Genomic DNA, 25,339 nt, shown 5'->3' with positions numbered 1-25,339 from the left:
GAGCGGCATTCAGGCGGCCGGTGCCCAAGCGTGAGCAGCTCGTGATGCGGTGGTGATGGGCGGTCAGGAACTGCTGGAGCAGCTGGAACCGGAGGAACTGCTGCAACTCGAACCGCTGGAGCAACTGGAACCGGAGCTGCTGGAACAGCCGCCGCCGGAACTGCCGGAGCAACTCGAACCGGAACCGCCCGCGCAGCCCTGCCCGGAGCCACCGGAACAGCTGCTGCCGGAGGACCCGCAGCCACCGGACCCGGAGGATGCGCCCCCGCCGTCGCCCGTCGCGCACCAGAGCACGGGCAGCAGCTCCGCCGACGACCCGTGCGCGTACGCCTGCGCGTGCGCCGAGCCGGTCCCGCGCCCCCGGGACTGCGCCGCCGCCAGCCTGGTTCCGCGCGCCGCGGGCACCAGCTGCTCGCGCAGGTACGGGTCCCGCAGCCCCCGCAGCCCGAAGAGCGCCGTCTGCACCTGCGGCGCGGGATCCGCCGCGTACCGCTCCCGGAAGCCGGCCAGCGCCCGCCGCCCCGCCGGGGTGATCCGCCGCGCCGCCCGCTTCGCGCACACCACGCCCGCCACGACGCCGCCCGCCAGCGCCGGCAAAACCTGCACGATGAACGGCACCCGGGGATCCGGGGTGAGCGCCCAGAACACGAAGGTGAGCGGCAGCGACACCGGCACCAGCACCGCGCACACCACCGCCTGGACCACCCCCCAACGGCGCGCCCGGCGTCCGGCGCCGGGCGCGGAGAGCAGCCCGCGGGCCGCCAGCGCGTCCCCGGTCTCCTGCACGGCCGGCTCGCGCATGGCGGCGTACCGCACCTGGTAGAGCCACCCGGACGGCGCCTGCGCGAGCGCCAGCAGCACGGCGCGCTCGGCGGGGTCCGCGCCCCGTGCGCCCGGCCGTGCCTGCACGATGCCCGGGCCGCCCGCCACCAGCCGGCCGTCTCCGAGCAGCGAGACGAGCGCGCAGTCCACGACCGTCCCGGGCCCGCCCGCCAGGAACGCGGCCTCGGACAGGTCGTGCAGGGCCGGCGCGGGCCCGGACACCGCCGGCCGGGCGCGGCGCAGGGCGCCGAGCAGCAGCGCGGTGGAGACGAGGACCGCCGCCCAGACGGCGACGGCCAGCGGGTTCACGCCCGCCTCCCGGCCAGGGCGCGGACCCAGCGCGTGACCCGGCGCGGGGGCCGCACCCCCGCCCGGTCGCGCCACCACTCGGTGAGCCGGCGCCGGGCGGCCGTGTCGGCGGGCAGGTCCCGTACGAGCAGGTGCTCGGCGAACTCCAGCGCGTCCCGGCGGTATCCGGCCGTCATGGGGCGGTTGCGGGCGTAGTCGAGGAACGCGGTGCGGTAGGCGGCGGGGCCGCCCAGGATCCCGGGCAGCTCCGGCGCGACCTTCGCCACCACGGAGGCCCGCTTGGCGGCCAGCGCCCGCGCCTGCACCCGTACGCGCTGCCGGTCGAAGCCCTCCGGTACGGGGGTCCCGGCGACCAGCGCCGACAGCAGGGCCGCCTGCCCCAGCGCCACCCGGGTCCGCGCGGCCTCACCGGCCTCGCCGGGGGCGCCCTCGCGGACGGCGACCCGCTCGCGCACGGCACCGGACGGCCCGCCCGCGTCCACCACCGCGCGGATCCGGGCCAGTTCGGCGGCCAGCTCCGCCTCGGGCGGGAAGTCGTCGTCCCGCTCCAGCAGGACGCCGGGCGGGTCCACCCGCTCGCGCAGCCGGGCCAGTACGTCGAGCACCACCGGCGGCACCGGGTGCGCGTGGGTGTCGTGCCAGACGCCGTCGCGCTCCACCCCGCCGGCGACGTGCACGTACGCCAGCGCCTCCATGGGGATCCCGTCCAGCACGGCGGCCGGGTCCTCGCCGCGGTTGACCCGGTTGGTGTGCAGGTTGGCCACGTCGACGAGCAGCCGCACGCCGGTCCGCTCCACCAGCTCCGTCAGGAACCGGGCCTCCGTCAGCTCCTCCCCGGGCCAGGACACCAGCGCGGCGATGTTCTCCAGCGCCAGCGGCACGGGCAGCGCGTCCTGCGCGATCCGGACGTTCTCGCACAGCACGTCCAGGGCGTCGCGGGTCCGGGGCACCGGCAGCAGGTGCCCGGCCTCCAGCACGGGCGAGGAGGTCCGTACGAAGGCGATGTGCTCGGTGACCAGCGGAGCCCCCAGCGCCACCGCCCGCTCCGCGAGCGCCGCCAGCTTCGCCGGATCGGGGCGGTCGGCGCCCCCGAGGCCCAGCGACACCCCGTGCGGCACGACGCGGACCCCGCGCCCGCGCAACCGCTCCAGGGATTCGGGAAGGTGGCCCGGGCAGACGTTCTCCGCCACCACCTCGACCCAGTCCAGGCCGTCCAGGCGCTCGACGGCGTCCGCGATCTCCGGCCGCCAGCCGATGCCCACCCCCAGGCGTTCCATGGGCTTCATGTCCCCCTCGCCCCCTCTCACGGGCCGTGTGCCGTTGTCATCGCCCGGCCGCACCCGGGCCAACCCCCGGGAGGGGACGTTCAGAGCAACATTTGAGGTTCCCGCCGCCGGTTCCCTCTACCGGCTCCGGCGCCGGTCCGGCCGCCGGGTCGGCCGCGGTTTTCCGCGGCGGCGGCGTCCGGGCCGCTCAGTGCCGGTACCAGTCCCCGGATGCCGGGAGGGAGCGGCGCAGGTAGTCCTCCAGGCCGGCCGCCGCCCAGGCGCGGGTGTCGGTTTCGTGGTCCCAGACGAAGACGTCCGGGCGCGGGGGGATCCGGACGGCGGCGAACCGGTCCCCGCCGCCGTTGTCCCCGAAGAACAGCAGCGGTTCGAAGGGCATGTACAGGGCCGCGAGTTCCGGGGAGTTCCGCAGCTCCGCGTTGTCCCGGGCGATCCGCCCGGCGCTCCAGACGACGTCGGTGCCGTGCCGTCCGACGACCCCGTCGCACGCGCGCAGCAGGTCCGCGAGGCCGGCCGGCAGCGGCTGCCCGAGCGCCCGCTCGACCGCGGCCAGCTCCGCCTCGTCCGCCGGCCCGCCGAGCTCCGCCTGCGGCAGCAGCCCGAGGATCAGCTCGCGCCAGTTCACAGCCGGGCGCGCAGGGCCGGGTGGTCCGCGACCACCGTGCAGGAGCCCGGGGCGATCTCCGTGAAGCCGGCGTCGCGGACCACCGGGAGCCCGCTCCCGCTCAGCTCCGGCCACCGCTCGCGCGGGGCGGTGCGTACCGCCAGGCGGAAGCCGGAGGCCCGCCACAGGGCACGCTCGGGTGCGGTCAGCTCCCACCAGGCCAGCTGCGCCGCGTGCCCGGCCTGGGCCATGGCCTTGCCGGCGGACATGCCGAGATCCGGGTTCAGCCACAGCACCGGGACCCCCGGTCCGGCCGGCCCCGGCGGCTCGGGGTCGTCCAGTTCGGTGCCCGACACCTGGAGCTTGGCCAGCTCCTTGGGCCAGCCGTCCAGCGGCACCGGCGGGAAGACCCGGACCTCGGACGCCTCACCCTCCACGGTGACTCCCGGCAGGGTCCCCGCCTTGCGCCACTCCGCCCCGCGGGCCCGCCGCACCACCTTGCGGATCCGGGCGTCCTGCCAGTCGCGCACGGCCCGGGCCCATGCGCCGTCGCCGTGCGCCCGCTCGTCGGTCAGCAGGACCAGCACCGCACGGGCCGCCGTCTCCAGCGCGTCGGTCCGCGCCGGCGGGTCGGTCTTCTCGATCCGCACCACCAGGGGCAGGACGAACTGCGGGGCCTCGTCGCGCAGGGCGTGTTCGCGCCGGAAGCCGCTGTCCGCGCCGACCGCGGGTACGTCTGTGGTGTCGTTCGTGTGCTGGCTGCTCATCCCGTCAAGGATGCCAGGCTCCGCCTTCAGGAGGATGTCCCGGGTGGCGGGCGCGGGCGAGGATCGGGTCCATGAAGAGCGACCTTTTCGCGAGCGACCACCTCGCACAGCCGTCTGCCGCACCCGGTATGACCCTGCAGAACCCCAAGTCCGTCAAATACGCCGTCAACGGCGAGATGATCGCCCGCCAGGGCTCGATGGTCGCCTTCCGCGGCAACCTCCAGTTCGAGCGCAAGGGCCAGGGCATCGGCGGCATGCTCAAGCGGGCCGTCACCGGCGAGGGGCTCGCGCTGATGTCCGTACGCGGCCAGGGCGAGGCGTGGTTCGCGCACCGGGCCGGTCACTGCTTCATCATCGACTTCGAGCCCGGCGACGCCCTGACCGTCAACGGGCGCAACGTCCTGTGCTTCGACCCGACGCTGTCCTACGAGATCAAGATGCTCAAGGGCGCCGGCATGACCGGCGGCGGCCTCTTCAACAGCCTCTTCACCGGCACCGGCAAGCTCGCCGTGGTCTGCGACGGCAACCCGATCATCATCCCGGTCACTCCCCAGGCGCCGGTGTACGTGGACACGGACGCGGTCGTCGGCTGGAGCGCGGCACTGGAGACCGGGCTGCACCGCTCCCAGTCGGTCGGCTCCATGATCCGGGGCGGCTCCGGCGAGGCCATCCAGCTGAAGCTGAGCGGCGAGGGCTTCGTCATCGTCCGGCCCAGCGAGCTCACCGAGACACCGGCCGCGCACTGAGGCTCACCGAGGTGGGCCGCCGCTACGGCAGGCGCCGGCCCTGGGTGCTGCGCGGGGTCACGGCGGAGCTGCCGGCCGGGGCCCTCGTCCGCGTCGAAGGCGGCAACGGCGGCGGCAAGTCCACCCTGCTGCGCATCCTCGCCGGCATCGACACGCCGACCGAGGGCCGCGTCGACGGCCGCCCGCCGCGCACCGCCTACGTCCCCGAACGCTTCCCGGCGGCCCTGCCGCTGACGGCGGGCGCGTACCTGACCCACCTGGGCCGGGTGCAGGGCCTGCCGCGCGGCCGGGCGGCCCGGCGGGCGGCCGAGGAACTGGAGCGGTTCGGCGCCGCCGCCCACACCCGCACCCCGATGGCCGAACTGTCCAAGGGCACCAGCCAGAAGGTCGCGGTCGCCCAGGCCCTGCTCGCCGCGCCCGGGCTGCTCGTCCTCGACGAGGCGTGGACCGGGCTGGACGCGCCCGCCCGGGCGGAGCTGGACCGCGCCGTCGCCGAACGCACCGCCGCCGGGGGCACGGTGGTGTTCGTCGACCACGACCCCGCCCGGCTCGCCGGTCTGCCCGACGCCCACTACCGGGTGCGCGGCGGCACGCTGCTGCCCGCGGCCCCGCCCGCCGGGAGCCGCGTACCGGCCGTACGGATCCACGCGGCCGGCCCGCCCGGCGCCGCCCCGCCGCCGGGGCTGTCCGCCGCGCCCGCCCCCGGCGGCGGGGTCCTGCTGACCGTGGACGCCGACCGCTCCGACGCCGTGCTGCGTGAGCTGCTCACCGCACACCCGCCCTGGCACATCCGCGCCGTGGAGGAACTCCCGTGAACCTGACCGCCCTGATGCACTACCAGGGCGCCCTGCTGCTGCGCTCGCAGCGCTGGATCGCCCCGCTCGTCCTGTACGCGGCGTTCCTGGCCGTCGGGATCCGCTCCGGCGACCCGGCGCCGGACGCCCTCGGCTACGCGGCGGCGGGACTGGTGCCGGTGACCGCCTGGCTGGTGCGGATCTGCGTCACGGCGGAGCCCCCGGCCGCCCGTGCCTGCTCCGCCGCCGCGGCCGGGCCGGTACGGGCGCAGGCGGCGACGCTGCTGACCGCGCTGGCCGGAGCCCTGCTCGCCGGGGCGGCGGGGGCCGCGTACGCCGTGCTGCTCGGCGACCTCGAACGCCGCCCGGCCGCCGGGACGGCCCTCGCCGGAGCGGTGGCGGTGGCGGTGTGCGCCCTGACGGGGGCGGCGGTGGGCGCGGTGTGCAGCAGGCCGCTGGTGCGGGGGCGCGGCCTGGCGGTCCTCGCCGGCGGCGTCGGCTCGCTGCTGGCCTGGGTCGCGGCCGTCTCCCCGGCCCGCGTCGCGGTGTCCGCCCTGGTCGAGGCCGCCCGGTCGGACACCGTTCCGCTCCCGCTGGGCGCCCTGGCGGGGGCGCTGCTGCTGGCGGGGGCGGCGGGCGCGGCGTCCGCCCTCGCCAGCGCCCGCCGCAGCTGACCCGGGACGCGGAGCCGGCTGGGGGAGGGAAGCCCTACTTCCCCATCAGCTCCGAGACCTTCACGAAGCGGAAGCCGCGCTTTCGCAGTTCCGGGACGATCCTCTGGACCGCCTCCCCGGTCACCGGGGCCGCGCTGCGCGTGCAGTGCATGACCACCACCGAACCGGGCTTCACCCCGGCCAGCACCTGCTCCACCACCGCGTCGGGGTCCTTGGCGAAGGCGTCCCCGCTGACCACGTCCCACTGCACCGCGGTCACCCGGGCGGCGGACAGGGCCCGCAGCGCCCGGTCGTCGTAACAGCCCCCGGGGAAGCGGAAGTACGGCACCGTGTTGACCGCCCCCGCCTTCCTGAACGCCGCGAAGGCCCGCTCCACGTCGGCCCGCGCCGCCTCGCCGTCCAGCGCGGGAAGCCCGTAGCAGGGGGTCGTGAAGGCGTGGTGGCTGTACGAGTGGTTGGCGATCTCGAAGTTCGGGTCCGTGCCGATGGACCTGGCCTGGTCGGGGTACTCCTCGGCCCAGCGGCCCGTCATGAAGACCGTCGACGGCACCTTCAGCCGGCGCAGGGCGTCGATCAGGTCCGGGTTGTCGAACCGTTCCCCCGAGGCGGCGCGCGGCCCCTGATCGGAGGTCATGTCCGCGTCGAAGGTCAGCGCCACCGTCTTGTCGGCGCGCTGACGGGCCCGTTCGAAGACCGGGGTCAGGCCGTTCGGGCCGGGGGCCAGGGTCGGTACCCGGGCGGGCGCTCCGGGCACCGGCGGGGCGGTCGGGGCCGTCGGGGCGGAGGGGGAGGGCTGGGCGGGCGCGGCGGGGCCGGAGCCCTGGGGGCTGGCCAGCCGGGCCGCTCCCGCGCCCTGCGGGGCGCCGGAGGGGCCGCCCGCGCATCCCGCGAGGGCGGCGCCCAGCACCGCCACGGCCGCTACTGTGCGTACGGAAGGGGTCACGTACGCAAAATATATGACTATGTGGCAAGCAGGCGTTTACGGCACTCCTGCACGTCGAAGTCACCCGGCGGATACGCCGGACCGATGGCCTCCAAGTGCTCCAGCAGCAGCTTGCCGACCGCCCAGTTCCGGTACCACTTGCGGTCCGCCGGGACCACGTACCAGGGCGCCGCCTCCGAGGAGCAGCGCTCCAGCGCCACCTCGTACGCCCGCTGGTACGCCGGCCACATCGCGCGGTCCTCGATGTCCCCCGTGCTGAACTTCCAGTGCTTGTCGGGGTTGTCGAGCCGGGCCAGCAGCCGCTCGCGCTGCTCCTCGTAGCCGATGTGGAGGAAGACCTTCACCAGGGTCACGCCGTCGTCGGCGAGGGACTGCTCGAACTCGTTGATCTCCTCGTAGCGCCGCTCCAGCCGGTCGTGCGGGACCAGCTCGCGGACCCGGGCCACCAGCACGTCCTCGTAGTGCGAGCGGTCGAAGATGCCGATCTCGCCGGGCAGCGGGAGGGCCCTGGTGATCCGCCAGAGGAAGGAGTGCTCGCTCTCCTCCTTCGTGGGGGCCTTGAACCCCTTGATCCGGCAGCCGGACGGGTTGAGGTGGCCGATCACGTGTTTGACGGTGCCGCCCTTGCCGCTGGTGTCCATGCCCTGGAGGATCAGCAGGACCCGGCGCCGGTCCCCGGCGGTGCTGGCCGCGTAGAGCCGCTCCTGGAGCGAGGCCAGCGGCCCGGCGAGCCGGGCGGTGGCGGAGACGGCTGCGGTCTTGTCGGCGGGACCGCCGGGCACGGCGGAGGGATCGAGGGCGCCGAGGTTGACGGGCCGCCCGGGCGCCAGCCTCAGCAGCGGCCCGAGGGCCGCGTCCTCGGGAGCCTCCTCGCCGTCCGCGCGTGCCCTGCCGCCGCCGGCCCCGTCCACCGTCCCGGCCCTGCCGGCCTTGTCCTTCTTCGCCACCGCCATCCACCCCGATCCCGTCGGTTCCGTACGTTCCGGCAGGCGCCGGAGGTCACCGCCAGGGCCCGGTCACCGCGAAGGTGGTGCCCGGCGCGTAGGCGTTGACGTACATCGTCTGCCCGCCGGGCGAGAAGGTGACTCCCGCGAACTCGCCCCATTCCGGTGCCTCGGGCCCGCCGATGTCGTCCGCGTTGCGGGCCATCGGGTAGACCTCCCCGTCCGGGGTCACGCCGAGGACGTACTGGTCCCCGCCGCCGTCCTCGCACACCATCAGCCCCCCGTCGGGGGCCAGGCAGATGTTGTCGGGGGAGTCCCCGGGCAGGGCGGTGGCCGCCGCGGGGCCGAAGAGCACCTCCAGCCGGAGCCGGCCGCGCACCGGGTCGTGGAACCAGACCTGCCCGTGGTGGTCGGCGGCGGCCCCCTCGCCGCTGCGGGCGAAGCTGGAGACGAAGTACACCCCGGTGCCGCCCCAGTAGCAGCCCTCCAGCTTCTGCGCGTGGGTGATCCCGCGCGGGCCGAAGTCCTGGAACCGGACCGGCGTCCCGGCCGCCGCGGGATCCGGTACGCGCACCCACTCCACCGGGAACTCCGCCCCCGGCTCGTCCACCGCCGCCAGGTCCGCCACCCCGGGCACGCGCAGGGCCTCCAGTACGCCGCCGGCCCGCAGGGAGCCGGGACCGCCGAGCGGCCGCGCCGGCAGGAAGCGGTAGAAGAGCCCGAAGGGCCGCACGAAGGCGTCCTCCGTCTCGTAGACCACCCCGCGGTACGGGTCCACGGCGACGGCCTCGTGGGCGAAGCGGCCCAGCGCGGTCAGCGGGACGGCGCCGAGCCGGTGCGGGTCGGCGGGGTCCACCTCGAAGACGTACCCGTGGTCGCGGGCGTACCCCGACTCCCCGGCCCGCTCCTCGGTCTCCTCGCAGCTCAGCCAGGTGTTCCAGGGGGTGCGGCCCCCCGCGCAGTTGACGGCGGTCCCGGCGAGGCCGACCCGCTCGCCGCGCACCGCGCCCGCCCGGTCGAGCTCCAGCACCGTGCAGCCGCCCAGGGCCCCGGGGTCGTACGTGAGCCCCTCCACGGCCGGGACGCGCAGCGCGGCGGTGGCCCGGTTCTCGTGGTTGCGGACGAGGCGGATCCGGCCGCCGCCCGCACCGAAGGCGGCCATGCCGTCGCAGTTGGCCGGCACCGTGCCCTCGCCCGAGCGCAGCTGGTCACCGGCGCGCGAGAGCACCCGGTACGAGAACCCCGCGGGCAGGTCCAGCAGCCCGCGCGGGTCGGGCAGCAGCGGCCCGTAACCCCGCGCGGAGGCCCGGGCGGCGCCGGCGCTCCCGGCGAAGAGCGCCCCGAGGGCCCCGCTGAAGGCGATCGTGCCGGCCGCGAGCAGGCTGCGTCGGGTGACGGACATCGGCAACTCCCCGGTGGACGGCTGGAGATGTGACCGGCCCGTGGTACCACGACGCGCCGTGCCGGGGCCCGCGACGCGTGCGCCGGGGGCGGCCCGTCACCCCACCGGGCCCCGGACACGCGGGCGGGGGCCCGGCGGTGGTGCGGGGGATCAGGCGAGCTTGGCGCTCAGGGTGATCGTCGTACCCGTCAGCGCCTGGCTGACGGGGCAGTTCTTCTTGGCGTCCTCGGCGGCGGCGACGAAGGCGTCGTTGTCGATGCCCGGGACCTCGCCCTCCACCGTCAGGTGGATGCCGGTGATGCCCTCACCGGGCTGGAAGGTCACGTCGGCCTTGGTCTCCAGGCGGGTGGGCGGATTGCCCGCGCCCGCGAGCCCGTGCGACAGGGCCATCGAGAAGCAGCTGGAGTGGGCGGCGGCGATCAGCTCCTCCGGGCTGGTCTTGCCGTTCGCGGCCTCCGTACGGGCGGGCCAGGAGACGTCGAACGAACCGAGGCCCGAGGAGTCGAGGGTGGCGACTCCCTTGCCCTTGAGCAGGTCGCCTTCCCAGACGGTGTGCGCGTGACGCGTGGTGGCCATGGTGATCCCTTCGCAGAAGTGGAAACGGCCGGGCCGCGAGGAGCGCCCGGCCGTGCCAAACCTACTGCGAGACCAGGGGTTTCGCGTCGCGTGCGAGTGCGGTGAGCCGCGATATGGCTCGGAAGTACTTCTTCCGGTAACCGCCGCCCAGCATCTCGTCACTGAACAGCTTGTCGAAGGGCACGCCGGAGGCCAGCACCGGGACCTCGCGGTCGTACAGCCGGTCGGCCAGCACCACCAGGCGCAGCGCCGTCGACTGGTCCGGCACCGGGACGACGTCGGTCAGGCAGACCGCCGCTATGCCGTCCGTCAGTGCCCCGTAGCGGCTCGGGTGGACCTTCGCCAGGTGCTCCAGCAGGCCCGGGAAGTCGTCGAGGCTCGCGCCCGGGGTCGCGTACGCGGCCTTGGCGACCTGCTCGTCGGAGAACGGCGCCGGGGCTTCGGGCAGGCCGCGGTGGCGGTAGTCCTGGCCGTCGATCCGCAGCGGCCGGAAGTGGGCGGACAGCCCCTGGATCTCGCGCAGGAAGTCGGCGGCGGCGAAGCGGCCCTCGCCGAGCTTGCCGGGCAGCGTGTTGGAGGTGGCGGCCAGCGCCACGCCCTGCTCCACGAGACGGCTGAGCAGCGAGGACACCAGCACGGTGTCGCCCGGGTCGTCGAGCTCGAATTCGTCGATGCACAGCAGCCGGTGTCCGCCCAGGGTCTGCACGGTCTGCTGGAAGCCGAGCGCGCCGACCAGGTTCGTCAGCTCCACGAAGGTGCCGAAGGCCTTGAGCGCGGGCTCGGCGGGGGTGGCGTGCCAGAGGGAGGCGAGCAGGTGGGTCTTGCCGACGCCGTAGCCGCCGTCGAGGTAGACCCCGCGGGGGCCCGCGGCGGGGGCGGCCGCCTTCCTGCCGAACCACTTGCGCCGGCCGGCACCGCTGGCGTGGGCCCCGCCCAGGCCGGCGGCGAAGCCGCTCAGCACGGTGACGGCCTCGGCCTGGCTCGGCTGGGCGGGGTCGGGCTCGTAGGTGTCGAAGCGCACCGAGTCGAAGCGGGGCGGCGGGACCATCTCGGCCACCAGCCGTTCGGCGGGCACGCGCGGCGCGCGGGCGCACAGGGCGAGTGGGCCCGCATCGGCTATCGGGGGCTGCCCGGAGGCAGGACCGGAGGTGGAGAGTGATGTTGACACAGCTCTTAACTCTACGGGGCGTGTCACACTGCACCGATGCGACGCCTGTTCCCTGTGACCGATCAGACAGCCGCCACACCGCGGGACCTCGCCGACCGTGAGTGGTCGCTGGACGAGATCGCGGACGCCTACGCGTACCCCGAGCTGGAGCCCGGTGCCCACTGGCTGCGCGCGAACATGGTCTCCACCCTGGACGGGGCCGCCCAGCACGACGGCCGCTCGCATCCCATCTCCGGCGAGACGGACATGCGGATCTTCGGCACCCTGCGGGCCCTGGCCGACGTCGTGGTCGTGGGGGCCGAAACGGTTCGCCAGGAGGGCTACCGCCCGGCCCGGGCCCGGGAGGCCTTCGCCGCCCGGCGCGCGGCCGCCGGGCAGGGCCCCGCGCCCGTCATCGCGGTGGTCACCGCGAGCCTGGACCTGGACTTCGGACTGCCGCTGTTCACCGCGCCCCTCGTGCCCACCCTGGTGGTCACCGGCGCCGGCGCCCCCGCCGACCGGGTGGCGCAGGCGACCGCGGCCGGGGCCGAGGTCGTGGTGGCGGGCGAGGGGGCCGCGGTGGACCCGGCACGGGCGGTGCGCGAGCTGTCCGCGCGCGGGCTGCGCCGCCAGCTGACGGAGGGCGGGCCCCGGCTGCTGGGCCAGTTCGTGGCCGCGGACGTGCTGGACGAGCTGTGCCTGACGATCTCCCCGACGCTCACGGCGGGGGACGCCCAGCGGATCTCCGGCGGGCCCTCCGTCACGGTTCCGCACCGGCTCGCGCCGGCCTGCGTACTGGAAGAGGCCGGGTTCCTGTTCACCAGTTACCGTCGGATCTGAGAAGGGGCGGAATTTCGCGTTCCGCTTAGCTTCCGACGGGCACATACCTGGGCACAGATATCCGCGTGGCTCCGCGCGACAGCGGGGCAGGATGGTTTCCGCAGGGGCCGGCCGACCGGTCTCGGCCCATGAAGGAGAGGGCGTCCGTGTTCACGAGCGTATTGATGATCGAGCAGCCGCTGACCACGGTGGACGTGGACTTCGTCACCACCCTGCACGGAGACGACCCGGTCTCCTTCATCGTCCTCATGCAACCCAGGGGCGACCAGGACCGACTGCTCCGCGCCATCGACGACGTCGCGCTCGGCGAGCTGCCCGAAGCCCTCCGCGAGGCCGACGAACCCGAGGGCGAGGCCGCCCGGGGCCCCGCCGCGCACGCGCTCGCGCACTCGCTCAACGCCCTGCGCGCCAAGGGCGCCAGGGCCGTCGGCCAGATCATCGAGGACCACCCCCTCGACAAGCTCAAGGCCGTCGTGGACGAGACCGGCGCCGACGAGGTGATCGTCCTGACCGCCCCCCACCTGGTCGAGGAGTTCTTCCACCGCGACTGGGCCTCCCGCGCCCGGCACCGGGTGGAGGTTCCGGTGCTCAAGCTCTTCGCCCACAACGAATAGGCTGGGGCGGACACACCCCGCACTCGATCCTGGAGCGACCTGAATGAAGCCCGGCCTGCCGACCGCGATGGAACGGCCCCACTTCATCGGCATCGGCGGCGCCGGCATGTCCGGCATCGCGAAGATCCTCGCCCAGCGCGGTGCGCAGGTGGCCGGCAGCGACTCCCGCGACTCCGAGACCGCCCAGGCGCTGCGCGCCCACGGGGCCACGGTCCACATCGGGCACGCCGCCGGCCACCTCGCCACCGACGCCACCTGCGTCGTCGTCTCCAGCGCCATCCGCGCCGACAACCCCGAGCTGGCCCGCGCCGCCGAGCTCGGCATCCCGGTCGTGCACCGCTCGGACGCCCTCGCCTCCGTCATGGAGGGCCTGCGCCCCATCGCGGTCGCCGGCACCCACGGCAAGACCACCACCACCTCGATGCTGGCCGTCGCGCTCGGCGCCCTGGGCCTGGACCCCTCGTACGCCATCGGCGGCGACCTGGACGCCCCCGGCTCCAACGCGCACCACGGCGAGGGCGACGTCTTCGTGGCCGAGGCGGACGAGAGCGACCGCAGCTTCCACAAGTACACCCCGCAGGTCGCGATCATCCTCAATGCGGAGCTCGACCACCACGCGAACTACGCGTCGATGGAAGAGATCTACGAGTCCTTCGAGACCTTCGTCGGCAAGATCGTCCCCGGTGGCACCCTCGTCGTCGCCCACGGCCAGGAGGGCGCTGCCGAGATCGCCGGCCGCGTCAGCGGCAACCCCGGGCTGACCGTCACGACGTACGGTGAGGAGGAGACCGCCGACGTCTGGATCCGCAAGGTCACCCCCCGGGGCCTGACCAGCGAGGTCGCGGTCGTGATCGACGGCCGCGAGATCGTCTTCACCGTCTCCGTGCCCGGCCGCCACTACGCCCACAACGCCGTCGCCGCCCTCGCCGCCGGCGTCGCCCTCGGCATCCCGGCCGACGACCTGGCCGCCGCGCTCGGCAAGTACACCGGCGTCAAGCGCCGCCTCCAGCTCAAGGGCGAGGCCGCCGGAGTACAGGTCATCGACTCCTACGCGCACCACCCCACCGAGATGACCGCCGACCTGGAGGCCATCCGCGGCGCCGCCGGGGACTCCCGCATCCTGGTCGTCTTCCAGCCCCACCTCTTCTCCCGCACCCAGGAACTGGGCAAGGAGATGGGCCAGGCCCTCGCCCTGGCCGACGCCTCCGTGGTGCTCGACATCTACCCGGCCCGCGAGGACCCGGTCCCCGGCGTCACCAGCGAGCTGATCATCTCCGCCGCCCGGGCCGCCGGCGCCGACGTCACCCCCGAGCACGACAAGGACGCCGTCGCCGACGTCATCGCGGGAATGGCCAAGCCCGGCGATCTCGTTCTCACCATGGGCGCGGGCGACGTCACGGACCTGGGACCGCACATCCTGGACAGGATCCGTCTCGCCCACCTGTCGAACTAAGGGAGCGATGGAGTCATGGCGTACGAGGTCCAGAAGACGGACGAGCAGTGGCAGGCGGAGCTGACCCCGTCGGAATACCAGGTGCTCCGCCTCGCCGGCACCGAGCCCGCCTTCCGCGGTGAGTACACCGACACCACGACGGAGGGCGTCTACTCCTGCCGCGGCTGCGGCGCCGAGCTCTTCCGCTCCTCGGAGAAGTTCGCATCGCACTGCGGCTGGCCGTCCTTCTACGACCCGAAGGACACCGACGCGGTCGAGCTGAAGGCCGACACCTCGCACGGCATGGTCCGCACCGAGGTCCTCTGCGCCACGTGCGGCTCCCACCTCGGCCACGTCTTCGAGGGCGAGGGCTACCCGACCCCCACCGACCAGCGGTACTGCATCAACAGCATCTCCCTGCGGCTCACGCCGACCGAGGGCTGAGGTAGTCCGCCAGGGTCCGCCGCGGGGTCCAGCCCTGCGCGCGGGCCCTGGCCAGGTCCAGGACCACCGGGTGCGCCAGCTGGTCCACCGCGTAGCGGCTCAGGGCCGGCTCGGTGCCGGTCAGGCGGGCCAGGCGCTCCGCCGCACGGGCCGCCGCCCCCGCCACCGGGAGCGGGAGGTGGCGGATCCGGGCGCGGACGCCGTGGGCGCGCAGGACCGCCCCGACCGCCGCGTCCCGGGCGTACGGGGCCGCGTCCGCCACGTTGTACGCGCCCGGGGCCCAGCCGGGCGCCGCCAGGCAGGCGTCCGCCAGGTTCTCCACCGCCGTCAGGCTCAGCTCCACGTCCGGGCCCGGTAGCAGCAGGGTGCCGGCGCGCACCCGCGCCAGCAGACGGGGCAGGAGCTGGGTGTCGCCCGGGCCGTAGACCGCCCTCGGACGCAGCACCACGGCCCCCGCCTCCAGCGCCAGGGCCTCGCCCGCCGCCTTCGTACGGCCGTAGGCGTTGAGGTGGCCCGTACGCGGGTGGTCCTCCGTGACGCGGGCCCGGTCGCGGCGCGGGTCGTAGACGCTCGCGCTGCTCACCCACACCACCGGCCGGCCGGCCGCCGCGCGCAGCAGCCGCGCCGTGCCGTCCACGTTGACGGCGCGCATGGCCGCCTCCGCCCGCGAGCCGGGCGCCGGATCACCCACCGCCGCCGCGCAGTGCACCACGACGTCCACCCCCGACAGGTCCGGCCCGGCCGACGCCGCGTCCCAGAACCGGTGCACGCCCAGCGGGCCCGGCCGGCGGCCCAGGCAGACCACCGGGTGCCCGGCCGCCGCCGCCGCGCGGGCGACGTGCCCCCCGCAGAAGCCGCTCGCCCCCGTCACCGCGATCCTCACCGGCCCGCCTCCACCGTCAGCACCCGCCACCCCGGCAGGGCCGCACGCCGGTCCACCCGGGAGCGCGTCACCACCGGCCGGTACGGAGCCAGCGCCTCCAGCACGTCCTCCAGCAGGACGGTCGCCAGCCGTGCCCCCGGGCACACGTGCGGCCCCGCCCCGAACACCAGCCGCGCCGCCCCCGGCCCGGCCGGGTCCCGCCCGTCCGGATCCCGCCGGTGCGCCTCCGCCGCGTGCCGGGCCACCAGCAGCAGCCGGTCGCCGCCCCGCACCGGGCAGCCCCCGACCGTCCCCGCTCCCGCCGCGACCCGGGGCAGCACCGGCGAGGCCGCGGTCACCCGCAGCAGCTCCTGCGCCAGCCGGGGCCGCACCCCCGCGTCCGCGGCCTGCCCCCACAGCCCGGCGTCCGCGCACCAGGCGACCGCCCGGGGCACCGCCGCCACGGTGGTGTTCACCGCGGCCACCGCCACCATCGCGTCCAGGGCGTCCCCGCCGCCCAGCAGCCCCCGCAGGCGGCCCGCCGCCCGGGCCGCCGCGGCCGCCGCCCCGGGCCTCGGCGGGCCCGGCAGGTGGCTGCGCACCGAGGCCGCCGCGGCATCGGCGGCCGCCCGCGCCAGCGCCCGCGGCTCGGCCCCGCTCTCCAGCAGGGCCCCCGCCACCGTGCCGGCCAGCTCCCGCGCCAGGGCCACCACGTCCACCTCCGCGCCCCGGCCCAGCGGCGCGCAACCCCGCTCCAGCAGCGGCCGCCACCGCGCGCGCAGCCCCTCCACCCCGGCCGCGCCGAGGCCCTCCGCGAGCGAGCGCCGGCCGGCCCGGTGCCCGCCGCCCTCCTGGTCGAACAGCACCCCGCCGGCCCCGCGCAGCGCCTCCCGTGCGGCCCCGCCCGTGGTCCCGGCCGCCATGCGGTCCAGCGGGATCCGGGTCAGCGCCTCCCGGTAGGCGTCGGCGCCGTGCACCAGCACCGTGCCGCCGATCCGGCGTACGGACCGCCCGCGGGTGGCGGCGAGCAGTCCGAACAGCAGGGGGTGGCTGCGCAGGTAGACCCTGCGGTCGCGCCGGCGCGCCCGGTCGTGGCTGGTCATCGGACGTGGACCTCTTTCGTGTCGGCGGGCCGGTAACGCCGGTCCCAGTACCAGAGCAGGGTGCGCCGCGCACCCCAGGACCGCAGCCGGCGCAGGCTGTTCTCCACCACCAGGTGCTCGGCGCGCACGATCCGCGCGCTGTGCTCGCGGGCCCGGTTGAGCAGCGTGACGTCCTCCGAGCCCTCCTCCAGCCGCTCGCGCGGGGTCCCGCCGCACCGCAGGTACAGCTCGGCGGTGATGCCGAGGTTGTGCCCGTGGCACAGCACGTACGGGGCCCGGTAGCGCGGACCGCGGTGCGCCGGGCGCCACCGCCCGTACAGCGCGGACAGCCGCACCAGCGCCGGCAGCAGCCGGGCCTCGGCGAAGCCCGGCCGCTCGTCGCGGCGCGGCACGCTCCGCCCGCACAGCACCTCGGCCCCCCGGCCGAACTCCGCCCGGGCGACGGCCGTCCAGTCCGGGGCCGGCAGGCAGTCCGCGTCCGTACGCAGCAGCAGGCGCGCCCCGGCGCGTACCGCGTGCCGGAAGCCGGTGTCGGCGGCCGTCCCCGCCCCCGGCTCGGGCTCGCGGACCAACTCGACGGGGAACGGGGCCGACCGCGCGAACTCCCGTACGATCCGGGCCGTCCCGTCGGTGGAAGCGTTGTCGACCACCACCAGCGAGAAGGCGGTGTCCCGCTGCGCGGCCAGCGCTGCCAGGGTGCCCCCGACCGACGCCGCCTCGTTGTACGCCGGGACGACCACCCACAGGCTCACGGCCGCGTCCCCGACGCCGTCACCAGCCGGGCCGCCAGCGCCGACACCGCCGCCCGGTCCGGCTTGCGCGAGCGCCCCGCCAGCGGGATCCGCGCGAACAGCAGCGCGTCGGGACGGGCCGTGCCCATCCGCCGCAGCGGCTCGGACAGCGCGGCCCGCAGGGCCGGCTCGGGCACGCCCGGCTGCGGCTGCACCACCGCCACCAGGCGCTCGTCCCCGTCGCCCGCCGGGACCCCGACGAGCACCCCCAGCTCCACCCCCGGCACGTGTAGGCCCGGCTCGTACAGGCCCGGGTAGATGTTCTCCGCCCGGCGCAGCACCATGTCCTTGCAGCGCCCCTCCAGCACGACCCGGCCGGCGCCGTCCAGGTGCGCCCGGTCCCCGGTGGCCACCCACGGATCGGGCGCCTCCCCCAGGTAGCGGTCCCGGGCCGCGGGGCCGGCCAGCAGCAGCTGCCCGCCCGCGTCCACGGCGGTCCGCACCCCGGGCAGCGGGGCCCCCACCAGGTCCCCGGTCCCGTCGAAGGCGTCCTTCTCGCGGGACTCCACCGCCGCCGCCGGGAACAGCTCGGTCAGCGCGTACACCCCCCACGCCTGCTCCGCGCCCGCCTCCCGGACCCGGCCGAGCAGGCCGGCGCTCGCCGGAGCCGAACCCGTCCACACCCGGCCCCCGAACCGCGCCCCGGCGCCGAGGGCGTCCCGCAGCTGCGGCGGGGTCAGGTAGGTGTCCCGCGGCCGCAGCCGGTCCAGCTGCCGGGCCAGCGTGGCCGGGGAGCGGGCCGGCAGCGCGACCGGCGCCCCGCATGTCAACGAGGGCACCAGCACGAAGAAGGTGCCGCCCAGCACGGGTTCCCCACGGCCGGCGCCGGTGCCGGTGCCGGTGCCGAACAGCCCGGACACCGCCTCCATCCCGGCGGCCAGTCCCGCCCGGGTGTGCACCACGGCCCGGGGCCGCGAGGTGGTCCCGGAGGTGAACACGATCACCGCGTCGCCGTCCCCCTCGTACCGGGCCGGCACCCCCGCCCGCCGGGCCCCCCGCTCCAGCGCCGGCGCGCACCCCGGCAGCCGCGGCCCCACCGTGGCCACCGGCCCCAGCGCGGCCAGCTCCGGCAGTTCCAGCGCCGCCCGCCGGGCCAGCGGCCGGGCCCACCCCGCCACGGCCTGCGCGGGGGCGTCGGCCAGCACCAGCGCGGGCCGGGCCAGCGCGAGCCGGGCCCGCAGCACCTCGGCCCCGGCACCCGGGTCCAGCACGGCGCCGCGCAGCCCGAGCCGCCACAGCGCGAGCAGCACCGCGAGGGCGCGCGGCCCGGGCCGCACGGCCACCCCGACGGTGTCCCCCGCGCGCAGCCCGCGGGCGTGCAGCGCGGCGGCGAAGTCGTCGGCGAGCCCGACGAGTTCGCCCCGGGTGGCGCGGACCCGCGTGCCGCCAGAACGGGTCGCGGAGAGTACGGCGGGCTGCTCGGGCCGGGCCCGCAGCGCGTGTTCGAGTCGGTCCAGCATCAGCGGGGGTCGTCCGTTCCGTGCGTGCCGCTGCCCTGGTCGAGGTACCAGCGGGCGGTCCCGGCGAGGCCGTACGCGCGCAGCCGGCGGGTGGAGTTCTCCACGACCATGCCCCGGCAGCGGGAGATCCGGTCGGTGTGGCGGCGCACCGCGTTCAGGAAGAGCCGGTCGGTGGGCGAAGGTCGCCGGGGCATCCCGCCCACGGCCAGGTACAGCTCGGCGGTGATGGCCATGTTGTTCCCCGCGTGCATCCGGTACGGCGCCCGGAAACCGTGCCGGCGGGCGTGCGCGGGCCGCAGCCGGCCGAACAGCGCGGCCAGTCCCACCAGGGCGGCGAAACCGGCGCGGCCCAGCGGGCCGTGCTCGTCGCGCCGCGCCGTGACCCGCCCGCACACCAGCCCGGGGCGGGCCGCCAGCGCGGCCCGCGCCGCACCCGTCCACCCGGGCCGGGGCAGGCAGTCCGCGTCCGTACGGGCCAGCAGGGTGGCGCCGTGCGCGATCGCGTACCGGAAACCGGTGTCCACCGCGGAGCCGACGCCCTTCTCCGGCTCCTCGATCACCTCGACCGGGAAGGGGGCGTCCGCCGCGAACCCGCGCGCGACCCCGCCCGTGCCGTCCGCCGAGGCGTTGTCCACGACCAGCAGCGTGAAGTCCCGGTCCCGCTGCGCCGCCAGCGCCCGCAGGGTCCCGCCGAGCCGCGCCTCCTCCTCGTGCGCGGGCACCACCACCCACATGTGCCCGCTCACGCCTTCTCCCACACCATCGTCATGATGCTGATCCCGCCGCCCAGGCCGACGAACAGCACCCGCTCACCGGCGGCGAGCCCGGGGAAGACCCGCTCCAGCTGCACCCCGATACTGGCGCTCGCCACGTTGCCCAGCTCGGGCACCGTGACCACCAGCTTCCCGGCGGGCACCCCCGTCAGCTCCGCGAACCGCTCCAGGTAGGGCACCGTCACCTGGTGCACGAGCACCTTCGCGAAACCGTCCCAGTCCATGCCCGTCCGGTGCAGCGTCCGGTCGAGGACCGCCGTCCCCACCTTCTCGAAGACCCCGCGCAGCTCGTGCCCGTCGCCCTGGAAGTAGGTGTACGCGTCCCCGCGCGGGTGCCGCGACCCGCCGCCCGGGATGCCCCCGACCTCCCAGTGCTCCGAATGCGTCTCGCTGTCCACGTCCAGGATCCCGCCGCGCTCCACCTCCTCCAGCAGCACGGCCGCGCCCGCGTCGCCGAAGGTGTACCCCGCGAAACCGCTGCGGAACTCCGCGAAGTCGGCGGGGTCCATCCGCACCGCCCGGCTCGGCGTCTCCCCGGTGACCACGAGCGCCCGCCGGGCCCGCCCGGCGAGGACCGCGCTGCGGGCGAGGTCGATCCCGTTGACGAAGCTGTTGCAGGCGTTGGTGACGTCCACGGCGTGCGCCCGGGAGCCCAGCTCCGCCTGCACGATGTGGGCGGTGGCCGGCTCGACCAGGTCCCGCGAGGCGGAGGCGAAGACCAGCAGGTCCACGTCGAGCGGCGAGAGCCCGGCCGAGTCCAGCACCCGGCGGGCCGCGCCCGCCGCCAGCGTGGAGGCGTACACCCCCGGGCCCGCAACCCGCCGCGAGACGATCCCGGTGGCCTGCGTCAGGAGCCGCGCGGGCAGCGCCAGGCCACTGCGCCGGGACACCTCCCGCTGGAGGTCGTCGGAGGACAGCGCGTCCTCGGGCAGCAGGCTGGCGACGGCGGTGATGCCGACGCGCGGCCGCGGATCACATGACTGTATGGACATGCCCCCACGATGACGAGCGGACGCCGCCCGGACCTGAGTACGGATGCTCAGTTCGTGTGTGGGGGCGCTGAGTAGGACCCCGCTCTCCACCTCAGGGCGCACCTGATGGTGCGTCAGGGGCCGTTGTGCGGGCGACGGGCCGGCCGTACCGTACCGGCAGCGGAGCGCGCGGCCTTCCGTTCGCCCGCTGTACGGCCCGACGTCAGACGGGGATCTCCCTCAGGTACCCCGGGACCGCTGTCCTTGGGGCGCCCCTCGATCCCCCCTCACCCCCCAGAGGTCGTCACCCATGGCTGAACTCAACCGACGCAGGTTCCTCCGGATCGCCGGCGGGACCGCGGCCGCCGCGATGCTGAACGAGAGCATCGCGCGCGCCGCCGCCATCCCGGCGCAGGGCAGCACCGGAACCATCCAGGACATCGAGCACATCGTCGTCCTCATGCAGGAGAACCGGTCCTTCGACCAGTACTTCGGCACGATGAAGGGCGTCCGCGGCTTCGGCGACCCGCGGCCCGTGCTCCAGGACAACGGAAAGTCGGTCTTCCACCAGTCCAACGGGACGAAGGACATCCTCCCCTTCCACCCGCAGGTCAATGACCTGGGCATGCAGTTCGTCGAGGGGCTCAACCACGACTGGGCCGGCGGCCACCAGGCGTACAACAACGGCAAGTACGACAAGTGGGTCCCGGCGAAGACCGCCACCACCATGTCGTACATGACCCGGAACGACATCCCGTTCCACTACGCCCTCGCCGACGCCTTCACCGTCTGCGACGCCTACCACTGCTCCTTCATCGGGGCCACCGACCCGAACCGCTACTACCTGTGGACGGGCCACACCGGCAACGACGGCACGGGCGGCGGCCCCGTCCTCGGCAACCAGGAAGCCGGCTACGGCTGGAAGACCTACCCGGAGCGCCTGGAAGCCGCCGGGGTCTCCTGGAAGATCTACCAGGACGTGGGCGACGGCCTGAACGCCGCCGGCTCCTGGGGCTGGATCGGCGACGCCTTCCGCGGCAACTACGGCGACAACTCGCTGCTGTACTTCAACAGCTACCGGGGCGCCCAGCCCGGCAGCCCCCTGTACGAGAAGGCCCGTACGGGCACGAACGTCAAGGCGGGCGACGGCTACTTCGACCGGCTGCGCGCCGACGTGGTGGCCGGCACCCTGCCCCAGATCTCCTGGATCGCGGCGCCCGAGGCCTTCAGCGAGCACCCGAACTGGCCCGTCAACTTCGGTGCCTGGTACATCTCCCAGGTGCTGGACGCGCTGACCGCGAACCCGGCGGTGTGGGCGAAGACGGCCTTCTTCATCACCTACGACGAGAACGACGGCTTCTTCGACCACGTCGTGCCGCCGTACCCGCCCGCGTCCTCGGCGTGGGGCCTGTCCACGGCCGACGTGACCCGCGACCTCTACGCCGGTGGCGGCGGCTACGCGGCGGGCCCGTACGGCCTCGGCCCGCGCGTGCCGATGATCGTCGTCTCCCCGTGGAGCAAGGGCGGCTACGTCTGCTCGGAGACCTTCGACCACACCTCGGTGATCCGCTTCATGGAGAAGCGCTTCGGGGTGCGGGAGCCCAACATCTCGCCGTGGCGCCGGGCCGTCTGCGGCGATCTGACCTCGGCCTTCGACTTCACCCGGGCCGACGCCACCCCGGCGTCCCTGCCGTCCACCGCCGGCTACGTCCCGCCGGACCACGACGCGCACCCCTCCTACCACCCGGTCCCGCCCACCACCGGCACCCTGCCCAGGCAGGAGGCGGGCTCCAAGCCGACCCGGGCGCTCGGCTACAGCCCGTACGTGGACGGCGCCCGCACCACCTCCACCGGCACGTTCACCCTCACGTTCTCCTCCGGCCCCACGCTCGGCGCCCACTTCCACAGCACCTCGGGCAACCGCACGGACGGCCCCTGGCCCTACACGGTCGAGGCGGGCAAGACCCTCTCCGACACCTGGAGCACCAGCAGCTCCACCGGCAACCAGATCAACCTCACGGTCTGGGGCCCCAACGGCTTCCTGCGCACCTGGAAGGGCCCGGCGAAGAAGGCCGGCCCCGAGGTCACGGCCCGCCACGCGGACGCCACCGGCAACCTCGCCCTGACCCTGGCCAACGGGGGGAGCGCGGCGGTGAACCTCACGGTGACCAACACCTACGGCGGCGCCCCCCAGACCTTCAAGGTCAACCCGGGCGCCGCGGTCTCCCACACGGTGGACCTGCGCGCCTCGGGCCGCTGGTACGACGTCTCCGTGGTCTCGGACGCCGACCCCACCTTCCTGCGCCGCTTCGCGGGCCACGTGGAAACGGGCGCCCCGGGCGTCTCGGACCCGGCGATCAAGACCGTCTGACACGGTCCTCCGGCGTGCGCAGCAGCCGCCGCTCCAGGACCGCCAGGTCCGCGGGGCGGTGGCCGCGGGCGTACCGCAGCAGCAGGTCGCGGGCGGTGTCCGGGACCCGGCGGCGCTTCGGGTGGCGGGCGGTGAACTCCTCGCTCGCGAAGAACCGCACCGCCCCCTCCAGCCCCGCCCGGTCCGCCTCCCGCACCGCCCAGGCCAGTTCGGCGGTGGGTGCCGCCGCGAGCAGCCGCATCGGCGCCTCGACGGCCAGGACGGAGGCCGCGTCCGCCTCCTGCGGCGGCCCCGTGCCGAGCCAGCGGAAGACCACGGCCGGCGGCACGGCGGGGTGGTCCGGCTCCTGACCGCGTGCCAGGGCGTCGGCGTACGCGCGCAGGGGTGCGGGCGCCGCCCCCGCCCAGCGGGCGCGGTGCCGGGCCGGGATTCCCCCCACCCCGGCCGGGTCCAGCAGGTGCGCCAGCCGCTTCGCGCCGGCCAGGTGACAGGTCCGTACGGACTGTCCGCCCGCCTCGTACAGCGTCACGTGGCCGTCGTCGCCCAGGCACATGCACGCGAAGTGGCCGTCGGCCCCGGTGTCTCCAGGCCCGGGCCATGCGCCGAGCAGCTCCCGGACGTCACCGGGGTCGACGACCTCGTACTCGTCCGGGTGGTAGGGGTGCGCCGTCCGGCCGGATCTGACGACGGCGCGCACGGCGCGGGACAGGGGCTTCACGGTGTGATCGTAGATCCGGCCGGGCAGAACGTACGGCGGCAGTTCCCACCGCGCCCGTCACCGAGGGAGAACGCATGGCCATCGCCCATCGCAGGATCGGCACCGGACCCGTCCGCGTCATCGTGCTGCACGACTGGTTCGGGACCTCCGCCAACTGGGGCTCCGTGCTCGACTACCTGGACCCGCAGGGGTTCTCGTACGCCTTCCTCGACTACCGGGGCTACGGCGAGCGCCGGGACGTCCCCGGCCGCCACAGCCTCCCCGAGATCGCCGACGACGTCCTCGCCCTCGCCGACGAGCTGGGCTGGGACACCTTCTGCCTGCTCGGCCACTCCATGGGCGGCAAGGCCGCCCAGCAGGTACTGGCCCGCGCCCCCGAGCGCGTCGAGAAGCTGATCGGGCTCGCCCCGGTCCCCGCCGGGCCGTACGCCATGGACGACGCCACCCACGCCCTCTTCCACGGAGCCGCCGACGACCCCGCCAAACGGCGGATCATCCTCGACCTGGTGACCGGCAACCGCGCCAGCCGCCACTGGCTGGAGCGCATGGTCGAACACTCCCTCGCCGTCTCCCGCCCGGAGGCCTTCGCCGGCTACCTCGCGGACTGGCAGCCGCGCGACCTCTCCGCCGCGGTCAAGGGCAGCACCCTGCCGGTGCTGGTCCTGGTGGGGGAGTACGACCTCGCCCTGACGGCCGACGTCATGCGGGCCACCTGGCAGGCCTCCTACCCGAACTGCAGGATCGTCACGATCCCCGGTGCCGGCCACTACCCGCCGCACGAGACCCCGGTGGCCTTCGTCACGGAGGTCGAGTCCTTCCTGCGCGGCTGACGCCGCCCGAAGGGCCTGGCAGGGGCATGCAAAAAAGCCCGTAGGGGGTACGAGGCGAACCTTGTACCCCCTACGGGGCGAACAGGGTGAGTGACGGGACTTGAACCCGCGGCCACCTGGACCACAACCAGGTGCTCTACCAACTGAGCTACACCCACCACGAAGGGCGGCGGACCACCCGTTCGTTGTGCATGCACAGCATAGCCGATCGGACGGGTGGCCCCGCGACGGGTTATCCGGCGGTCCGGCCCCCGGCCGGCGCCCCGGACGTCCCGGCCGCCGCCCCTGCCGCGCGGCGCCCGGCGCGGGCCACGGCCGCGACGGCCAGGGCCCGGATCACCGGGTGCGGCCGCGAACCGTCCCCGGCCAGCTCCGGCTGGAAGAGGGTGGCCAGGAAGAAGGGGTGCCCGGGCAGCTCGGCCATGCGGACCCGGCCGTCCTCGTCGTGCCCCGACAGCCGCAGCCCGTGCGCCGCGAGCGTCGGCAGGTGCCGGGCCACGGGCCCGTAGTGGCAGTGGTAGCGCTCCGTCGACCGGTCCGCCCCGAGCGCCGACTCGGCCAGGGATCCGGGCTCGGCCCGTACGACCGCCTCGTGGCCGGCCAGCGAACACGCGAGCGGGGCGATCAGCGGGTCGTCCGCCCCCGGGTCGTTCTCGGCGTGCGCGGCGTCCGGCAGCGCGCAGACACCGCGGGCGTACTCCAGCAGCGCGTGCTGGAACCCGCCGCAGGTCCCGAGGAAGGGGATGCCCTCCTCCCGGGCCACCCGGATCGCCGCCAGCGCCCCCGCCTCACTGGCGTACGGGCTGCCCGGCAGCACCCACACGGCGTCGAACCCGGACAGCGTGCCCGCCGCGGCCTCCGCCTCCGCCCCGGCGGTCGGGATCCAGTAGCCGTCCAGGACGAGCCCGTCGCGCGCGGCCAGCGCCTCCAGCAGGAGCGGGATCCGGGTATGGGACTCCACGTGCGGCGAACGGTCGCCCACGAGGGCGATCCTGGCGACGGCCGGGCGGGACGGGACGGTTTCTCTCGCGGTGCTCATACGGCCATCCTGCGGCCCCGCCCCCGTTCAGCGCCAACGATCGTTCCTGAATGATCGATAAGCCGAACTGATGACAT

26 protein-coding genes and 1 tRNA gene are annotated in these 25,339 nt (G+C 75.4%); 9 read left to right on the top strand and 18 right to left on the bottom strand.

Features of this window, described 5'->3' with window-relative positions:
* Positions 1-63: 63 nt before the first annotated feature.
* From ACZ501_RS23530 to ACZ501_RS23515, 4 genes are all read right to left on the bottom strand, one after another.
* On the bottom strand, positions 64-1,131 hold the full coding sequence (locus tag ACZ501_RS23530; protein ID WP_468797808.1) for a TIGR04222 domain-containing membrane protein: 1,068 nt from the start codon (positions 1,129-1,131) through the stop codon (positions 64-66).
* Entirely contained in the window at positions 1,128-2,408 is a 1,281-nt protein-coding gene (locus tag ACZ501_RS23525; protein ID WP_468798157.1) for an MbnB/TglH/ChrH family RiPP precursor modification enzyme, read from the bottom strand. The genes ACZ501_RS23530 and ACZ501_RS23525 overlap by 4 nt, the downstream gene beginning before the upstream one ends.
* 196 nt (positions 2,409-2,604) lie before the next feature.
* On the bottom strand, positions 2,605-3,042 hold the full coding sequence (locus ACZ501_RS23520; protein ID WP_362455310.1) for an SMI1/KNR4 family protein: 438 nt from the start codon (positions 3,040-3,042) through the stop codon (positions 2,605-2,607).
* Complete coding sequence (locus ACZ501_RS23515) at positions 3,039-3,788, bottom strand: aminoacyl-tRNA hydrolase (protein ID WP_468797805.1); 750 nt, start codon at positions 3,786-3,788, stop codon at positions 3,039-3,041. Before ACZ501_RS23515 ends, ACZ501_RS23520 begins: the two co-directional genes overlap by 4 nt.
* A 71-nt stretch (positions 3,789-3,859) precedes the next feature.
* On the opposite strand from ACZ501_RS23515, the gene ACZ501_RS23510 reads away from it, so the two are divergent.
* From ACZ501_RS23510 to ACZ501_RS23500, 3 genes are read left to right on the top strand one after another with little or no spacing between them, the layout of a single operon-like run.
* Positions 3,860-4,534: an AIM24 family protein gene (locus tag ACZ501_RS23510; protein ID WP_361610958.1), complete on the top strand. Its 675-nt coding sequence runs from the start codon at positions 3,860-3,862 to the stop codon at positions 4,532-4,534.
* Entirely contained in the window at positions 4,531-5,349 is an 819-nt protein-coding gene (locus ACZ501_RS23505) for an ABC transporter ATP-binding protein (RefSeq protein ID WP_468798154.1), read from the top strand. Before ACZ501_RS23510 ends, ACZ501_RS23505 begins: the two co-directional genes overlap by 4 nt.
* On the top strand, positions 5,346-6,002 hold the full coding sequence (locus ACZ501_RS23500) for an ABC transporter (RefSeq protein ID WP_468797803.1): 657 nt from the start codon (positions 5,346-5,348) through the stop codon (positions 6,000-6,002). The genes ACZ501_RS23505 and ACZ501_RS23500 overlap by 4 nt, the downstream gene beginning before the upstream one ends.
* A gap of 34 nt (positions 6,003-6,036) precedes the next feature.
* On the opposite strand, the gene ACZ501_RS23495 is transcribed toward ACZ501_RS23500, so the two are convergent.
* The 5 genes from ACZ501_RS23495 to zapE all read right to left on the bottom strand — a co-directional run bounded on the left by ACZ501_RS23495 (position 6,037) and on the right by zapE (position 11,035).
* Positions 6,037-6,945, bottom strand: coding sequence for a polysaccharide deacetylase family protein (locus tag ACZ501_RS23495; RefSeq protein WP_468797800.1), 909 nt, complete (start codon positions 6,943-6,945; stop codon positions 6,037-6,039).
* Positions 6,946-6,962: 17 nt separating this feature from the next.
* The gene (locus ACZ501_RS23490) at positions 6,963-7,898 is read right to left on the bottom strand and encodes a PPK2 family polyphosphate kinase (RefSeq protein ID WP_468797797.1); all 936 of its coding nucleotides are present in this window, start codon (positions 7,896-7,898) and stop codon (positions 6,963-6,965) included.
* 46 nt (positions 7,899-7,944) lie between these two features.
* Complete coding sequence (locus ACZ501_RS23485; protein ID WP_468797794.1) at positions 7,945-9,291, bottom strand: alkaline phosphatase PhoX; 1,347 nt, start codon at positions 9,289-9,291, stop codon at positions 7,945-7,947.
* A 150-nt stretch (positions 9,292-9,441) separates the two neighbouring features.
* Positions 9,442-9,867 (bottom strand): OsmC family protein, encoded by a 426-nt coding sequence (locus ACZ501_RS23480; protein WP_468797791.1) that lies wholly within the window; start codon positions 9,865-9,867, stop codon positions 9,442-9,444.
* A gap of 61 nt (positions 9,868-9,928) precedes the next feature.
* The gene (zapE, locus tag ACZ501_RS23475) at positions 9,929-11,035 is read right to left on the bottom strand and encodes a cell division protein ZapE (RefSeq protein WP_361609161.1); all 1,107 of its coding nucleotides are present in this window, start codon (positions 11,033-11,035) and stop codon (positions 9,929-9,931) included.
* Positions 11,036-11,071: 36 nt separating this feature from the next.
* On the opposite strand from zapE, the gene ACZ501_RS23470 reads away from it, so the two are divergent.
* The 4 genes from ACZ501_RS23470 to msrB all read left to right on the top strand — a co-directional run bounded on the left by ACZ501_RS23470 (position 11,072) and on the right by msrB (position 14,344).
* Positions 11,072-11,854, top strand: coding sequence for a pyrimidine reductase family protein (locus ACZ501_RS23470; RefSeq protein WP_468797788.1), 783 nt, complete (start codon positions 11,072-11,074; stop codon positions 11,852-11,854).
* Positions 11,855-12,000: 146 nt separating this feature from the next.
* Positions 12,001-12,468 (top strand): indole-3-glycerol phosphate synthase, encoded by a 468-nt coding sequence (locus tag ACZ501_RS23465; RefSeq protein WP_361609157.1) that lies wholly within the window; start codon positions 12,001-12,003, stop codon positions 12,466-12,468.
* A 43-nt stretch (positions 12,469-12,511) separates the two neighbouring features.
* A complete protein-coding gene (murC, locus tag ACZ501_RS23460) occupies positions 12,512-13,921 on the top strand; it encodes a UDP-N-acetylmuramate--L-alanine ligase (protein ID WP_468797785.1) in 1,410 nt (469 codons plus the stop codon).
* Positions 13,922-13,936: 15 nt separating this feature from the next.
* Positions 13,937-14,344 carry a peptide-methionine (R)-S-oxide reductase MsrB gene (msrB, locus tag ACZ501_RS23455; RefSeq protein WP_361609153.1) on the top strand — a complete coding sequence of 136 codons (408 nt, stop codon included), beginning with the start codon at positions 13,937-13,939 and terminating at the stop codon, positions 14,342-14,344.
* On the opposite strand, the gene ACZ501_RS23450 is transcribed toward msrB, so the two are convergent.
* From ACZ501_RS23450 to ACZ501_RS23425, 6 genes are read right to left on the bottom strand one after another with little or no spacing between them, the layout of a single operon-like run.
* Positions 14,325-15,227: an NAD-dependent epimerase/dehydratase family protein gene (locus tag ACZ501_RS23450; RefSeq protein ID WP_468797783.1), complete on the bottom strand. Its 903-nt coding sequence runs from the start codon at positions 15,225-15,227 to the stop codon at positions 14,325-14,327. The genes msrB and ACZ501_RS23450 overlap by 20 nt on opposite strands.
* On the bottom strand, positions 15,224-16,309 hold the full coding sequence (locus ACZ501_RS23445) for a cytochrome P450 (RefSeq protein ID WP_468797780.1): 1,086 nt from the start codon (positions 16,307-16,309) through the stop codon (positions 15,224-15,226). Before ACZ501_RS23445 ends, ACZ501_RS23450 begins: the two co-directional genes overlap by 4 nt.
* Positions 16,306-17,061 (bottom strand): glycosyltransferase family 2 protein, encoded by a 756-nt coding sequence (locus ACZ501_RS23440; RefSeq protein ID WP_468797777.1) that lies wholly within the window; start codon positions 17,059-17,061, stop codon positions 16,306-16,308. Before ACZ501_RS23440 ends, ACZ501_RS23445 begins: the two co-directional genes overlap by 4 nt.
* A complete protein-coding gene (locus ACZ501_RS23435; protein ID WP_468797774.1) occupies positions 17,058-18,560 on the bottom strand; it encodes a class I adenylate-forming enzyme family protein in 1,503 nt (500 codons plus the stop codon). Before ACZ501_RS23435 ends, ACZ501_RS23440 begins: the two co-directional genes overlap by 4 nt.
* The gene (locus ACZ501_RS23430) at positions 18,560-19,306 is read right to left on the bottom strand and encodes a glycosyltransferase family 2 protein (RefSeq protein ID WP_468797771.1); all 747 of its coding nucleotides are present in this window, start codon (positions 19,304-19,306) and stop codon (positions 18,560-18,562) included. Before ACZ501_RS23430 ends, ACZ501_RS23435 begins: the two co-directional genes overlap by 1 nt.
* Positions 19,303-20,325, bottom strand: coding sequence for a 3-oxoacyl-ACP synthase III family protein (locus ACZ501_RS23425; protein WP_468797768.1), 1,023 nt, complete (start codon positions 20,323-20,325; stop codon positions 19,303-19,305). Before ACZ501_RS23425 ends, ACZ501_RS23430 begins: the two co-directional genes overlap by 4 nt.
* A 289-nt stretch (positions 20,326-20,614) precedes the next feature.
* Here ACZ501_RS23425 and ACZ501_RS23420 point away from each other — a divergent pair, with 289 nt between their 5' ends.
* Positions 20,615-22,675 carry a phosphocholine-specific phospholipase C gene (locus tag ACZ501_RS23420; RefSeq protein ID WP_468797765.1) on the top strand — a complete coding sequence of 687 codons (2,061 nt, stop codon included), beginning with the start codon at positions 20,615-20,617 and terminating at the stop codon, positions 22,673-22,675.
* Here the strand turns inward: ACZ501_RS23420 and ACZ501_RS23415 are convergent.
* A complete protein-coding gene (locus ACZ501_RS23415) occupies positions 22,662-23,393 on the bottom strand; it encodes a hypothetical protein (RefSeq protein WP_361607973.1) in 732 nt (243 codons plus the stop codon). The two genes, ACZ501_RS23420 and ACZ501_RS23415, sit on opposite strands and share 14 nt — an antisense overlap.
* A gap of 74 nt (positions 23,394-23,467) precedes the next feature.
* On the opposite strand from ACZ501_RS23415, the gene ACZ501_RS23410 reads away from it, so the two are divergent.
* Entirely contained in the window at positions 23,468-24,223 is a 756-nt protein-coding gene (locus ACZ501_RS23410) for an alpha/beta fold hydrolase (RefSeq protein ID WP_468797762.1), read from the top strand.
* A gap of 85 nt (positions 24,224-24,308) precedes the next feature.
* Here the strand turns inward: ACZ501_RS23410 and ACZ501_RS23405 are convergent.
* Positions 24,309-24,381, bottom strand: a tRNA-His gene (locus ACZ501_RS23405).
* A 74-nt stretch (positions 24,382-24,455) separates the two neighbouring features.
* Positions 24,456-25,262 (bottom strand): CTP synthase C-terminal region-related (seleno)protein, encoded by an 807-nt coding sequence (locus ACZ501_RS23400; RefSeq protein ID WP_361607968.1) that lies wholly within the window; start codon positions 25,260-25,262, stop codon positions 24,456-24,458.
* Positions 25,263-25,339 lie beyond the last annotated feature (77 nt).

The organism is Streptomyces sp. NPDC034085 (assembly GCF_055575555.1).
This window is presented reverse-complemented; position numbering and strand designations above follow the sequence as displayed.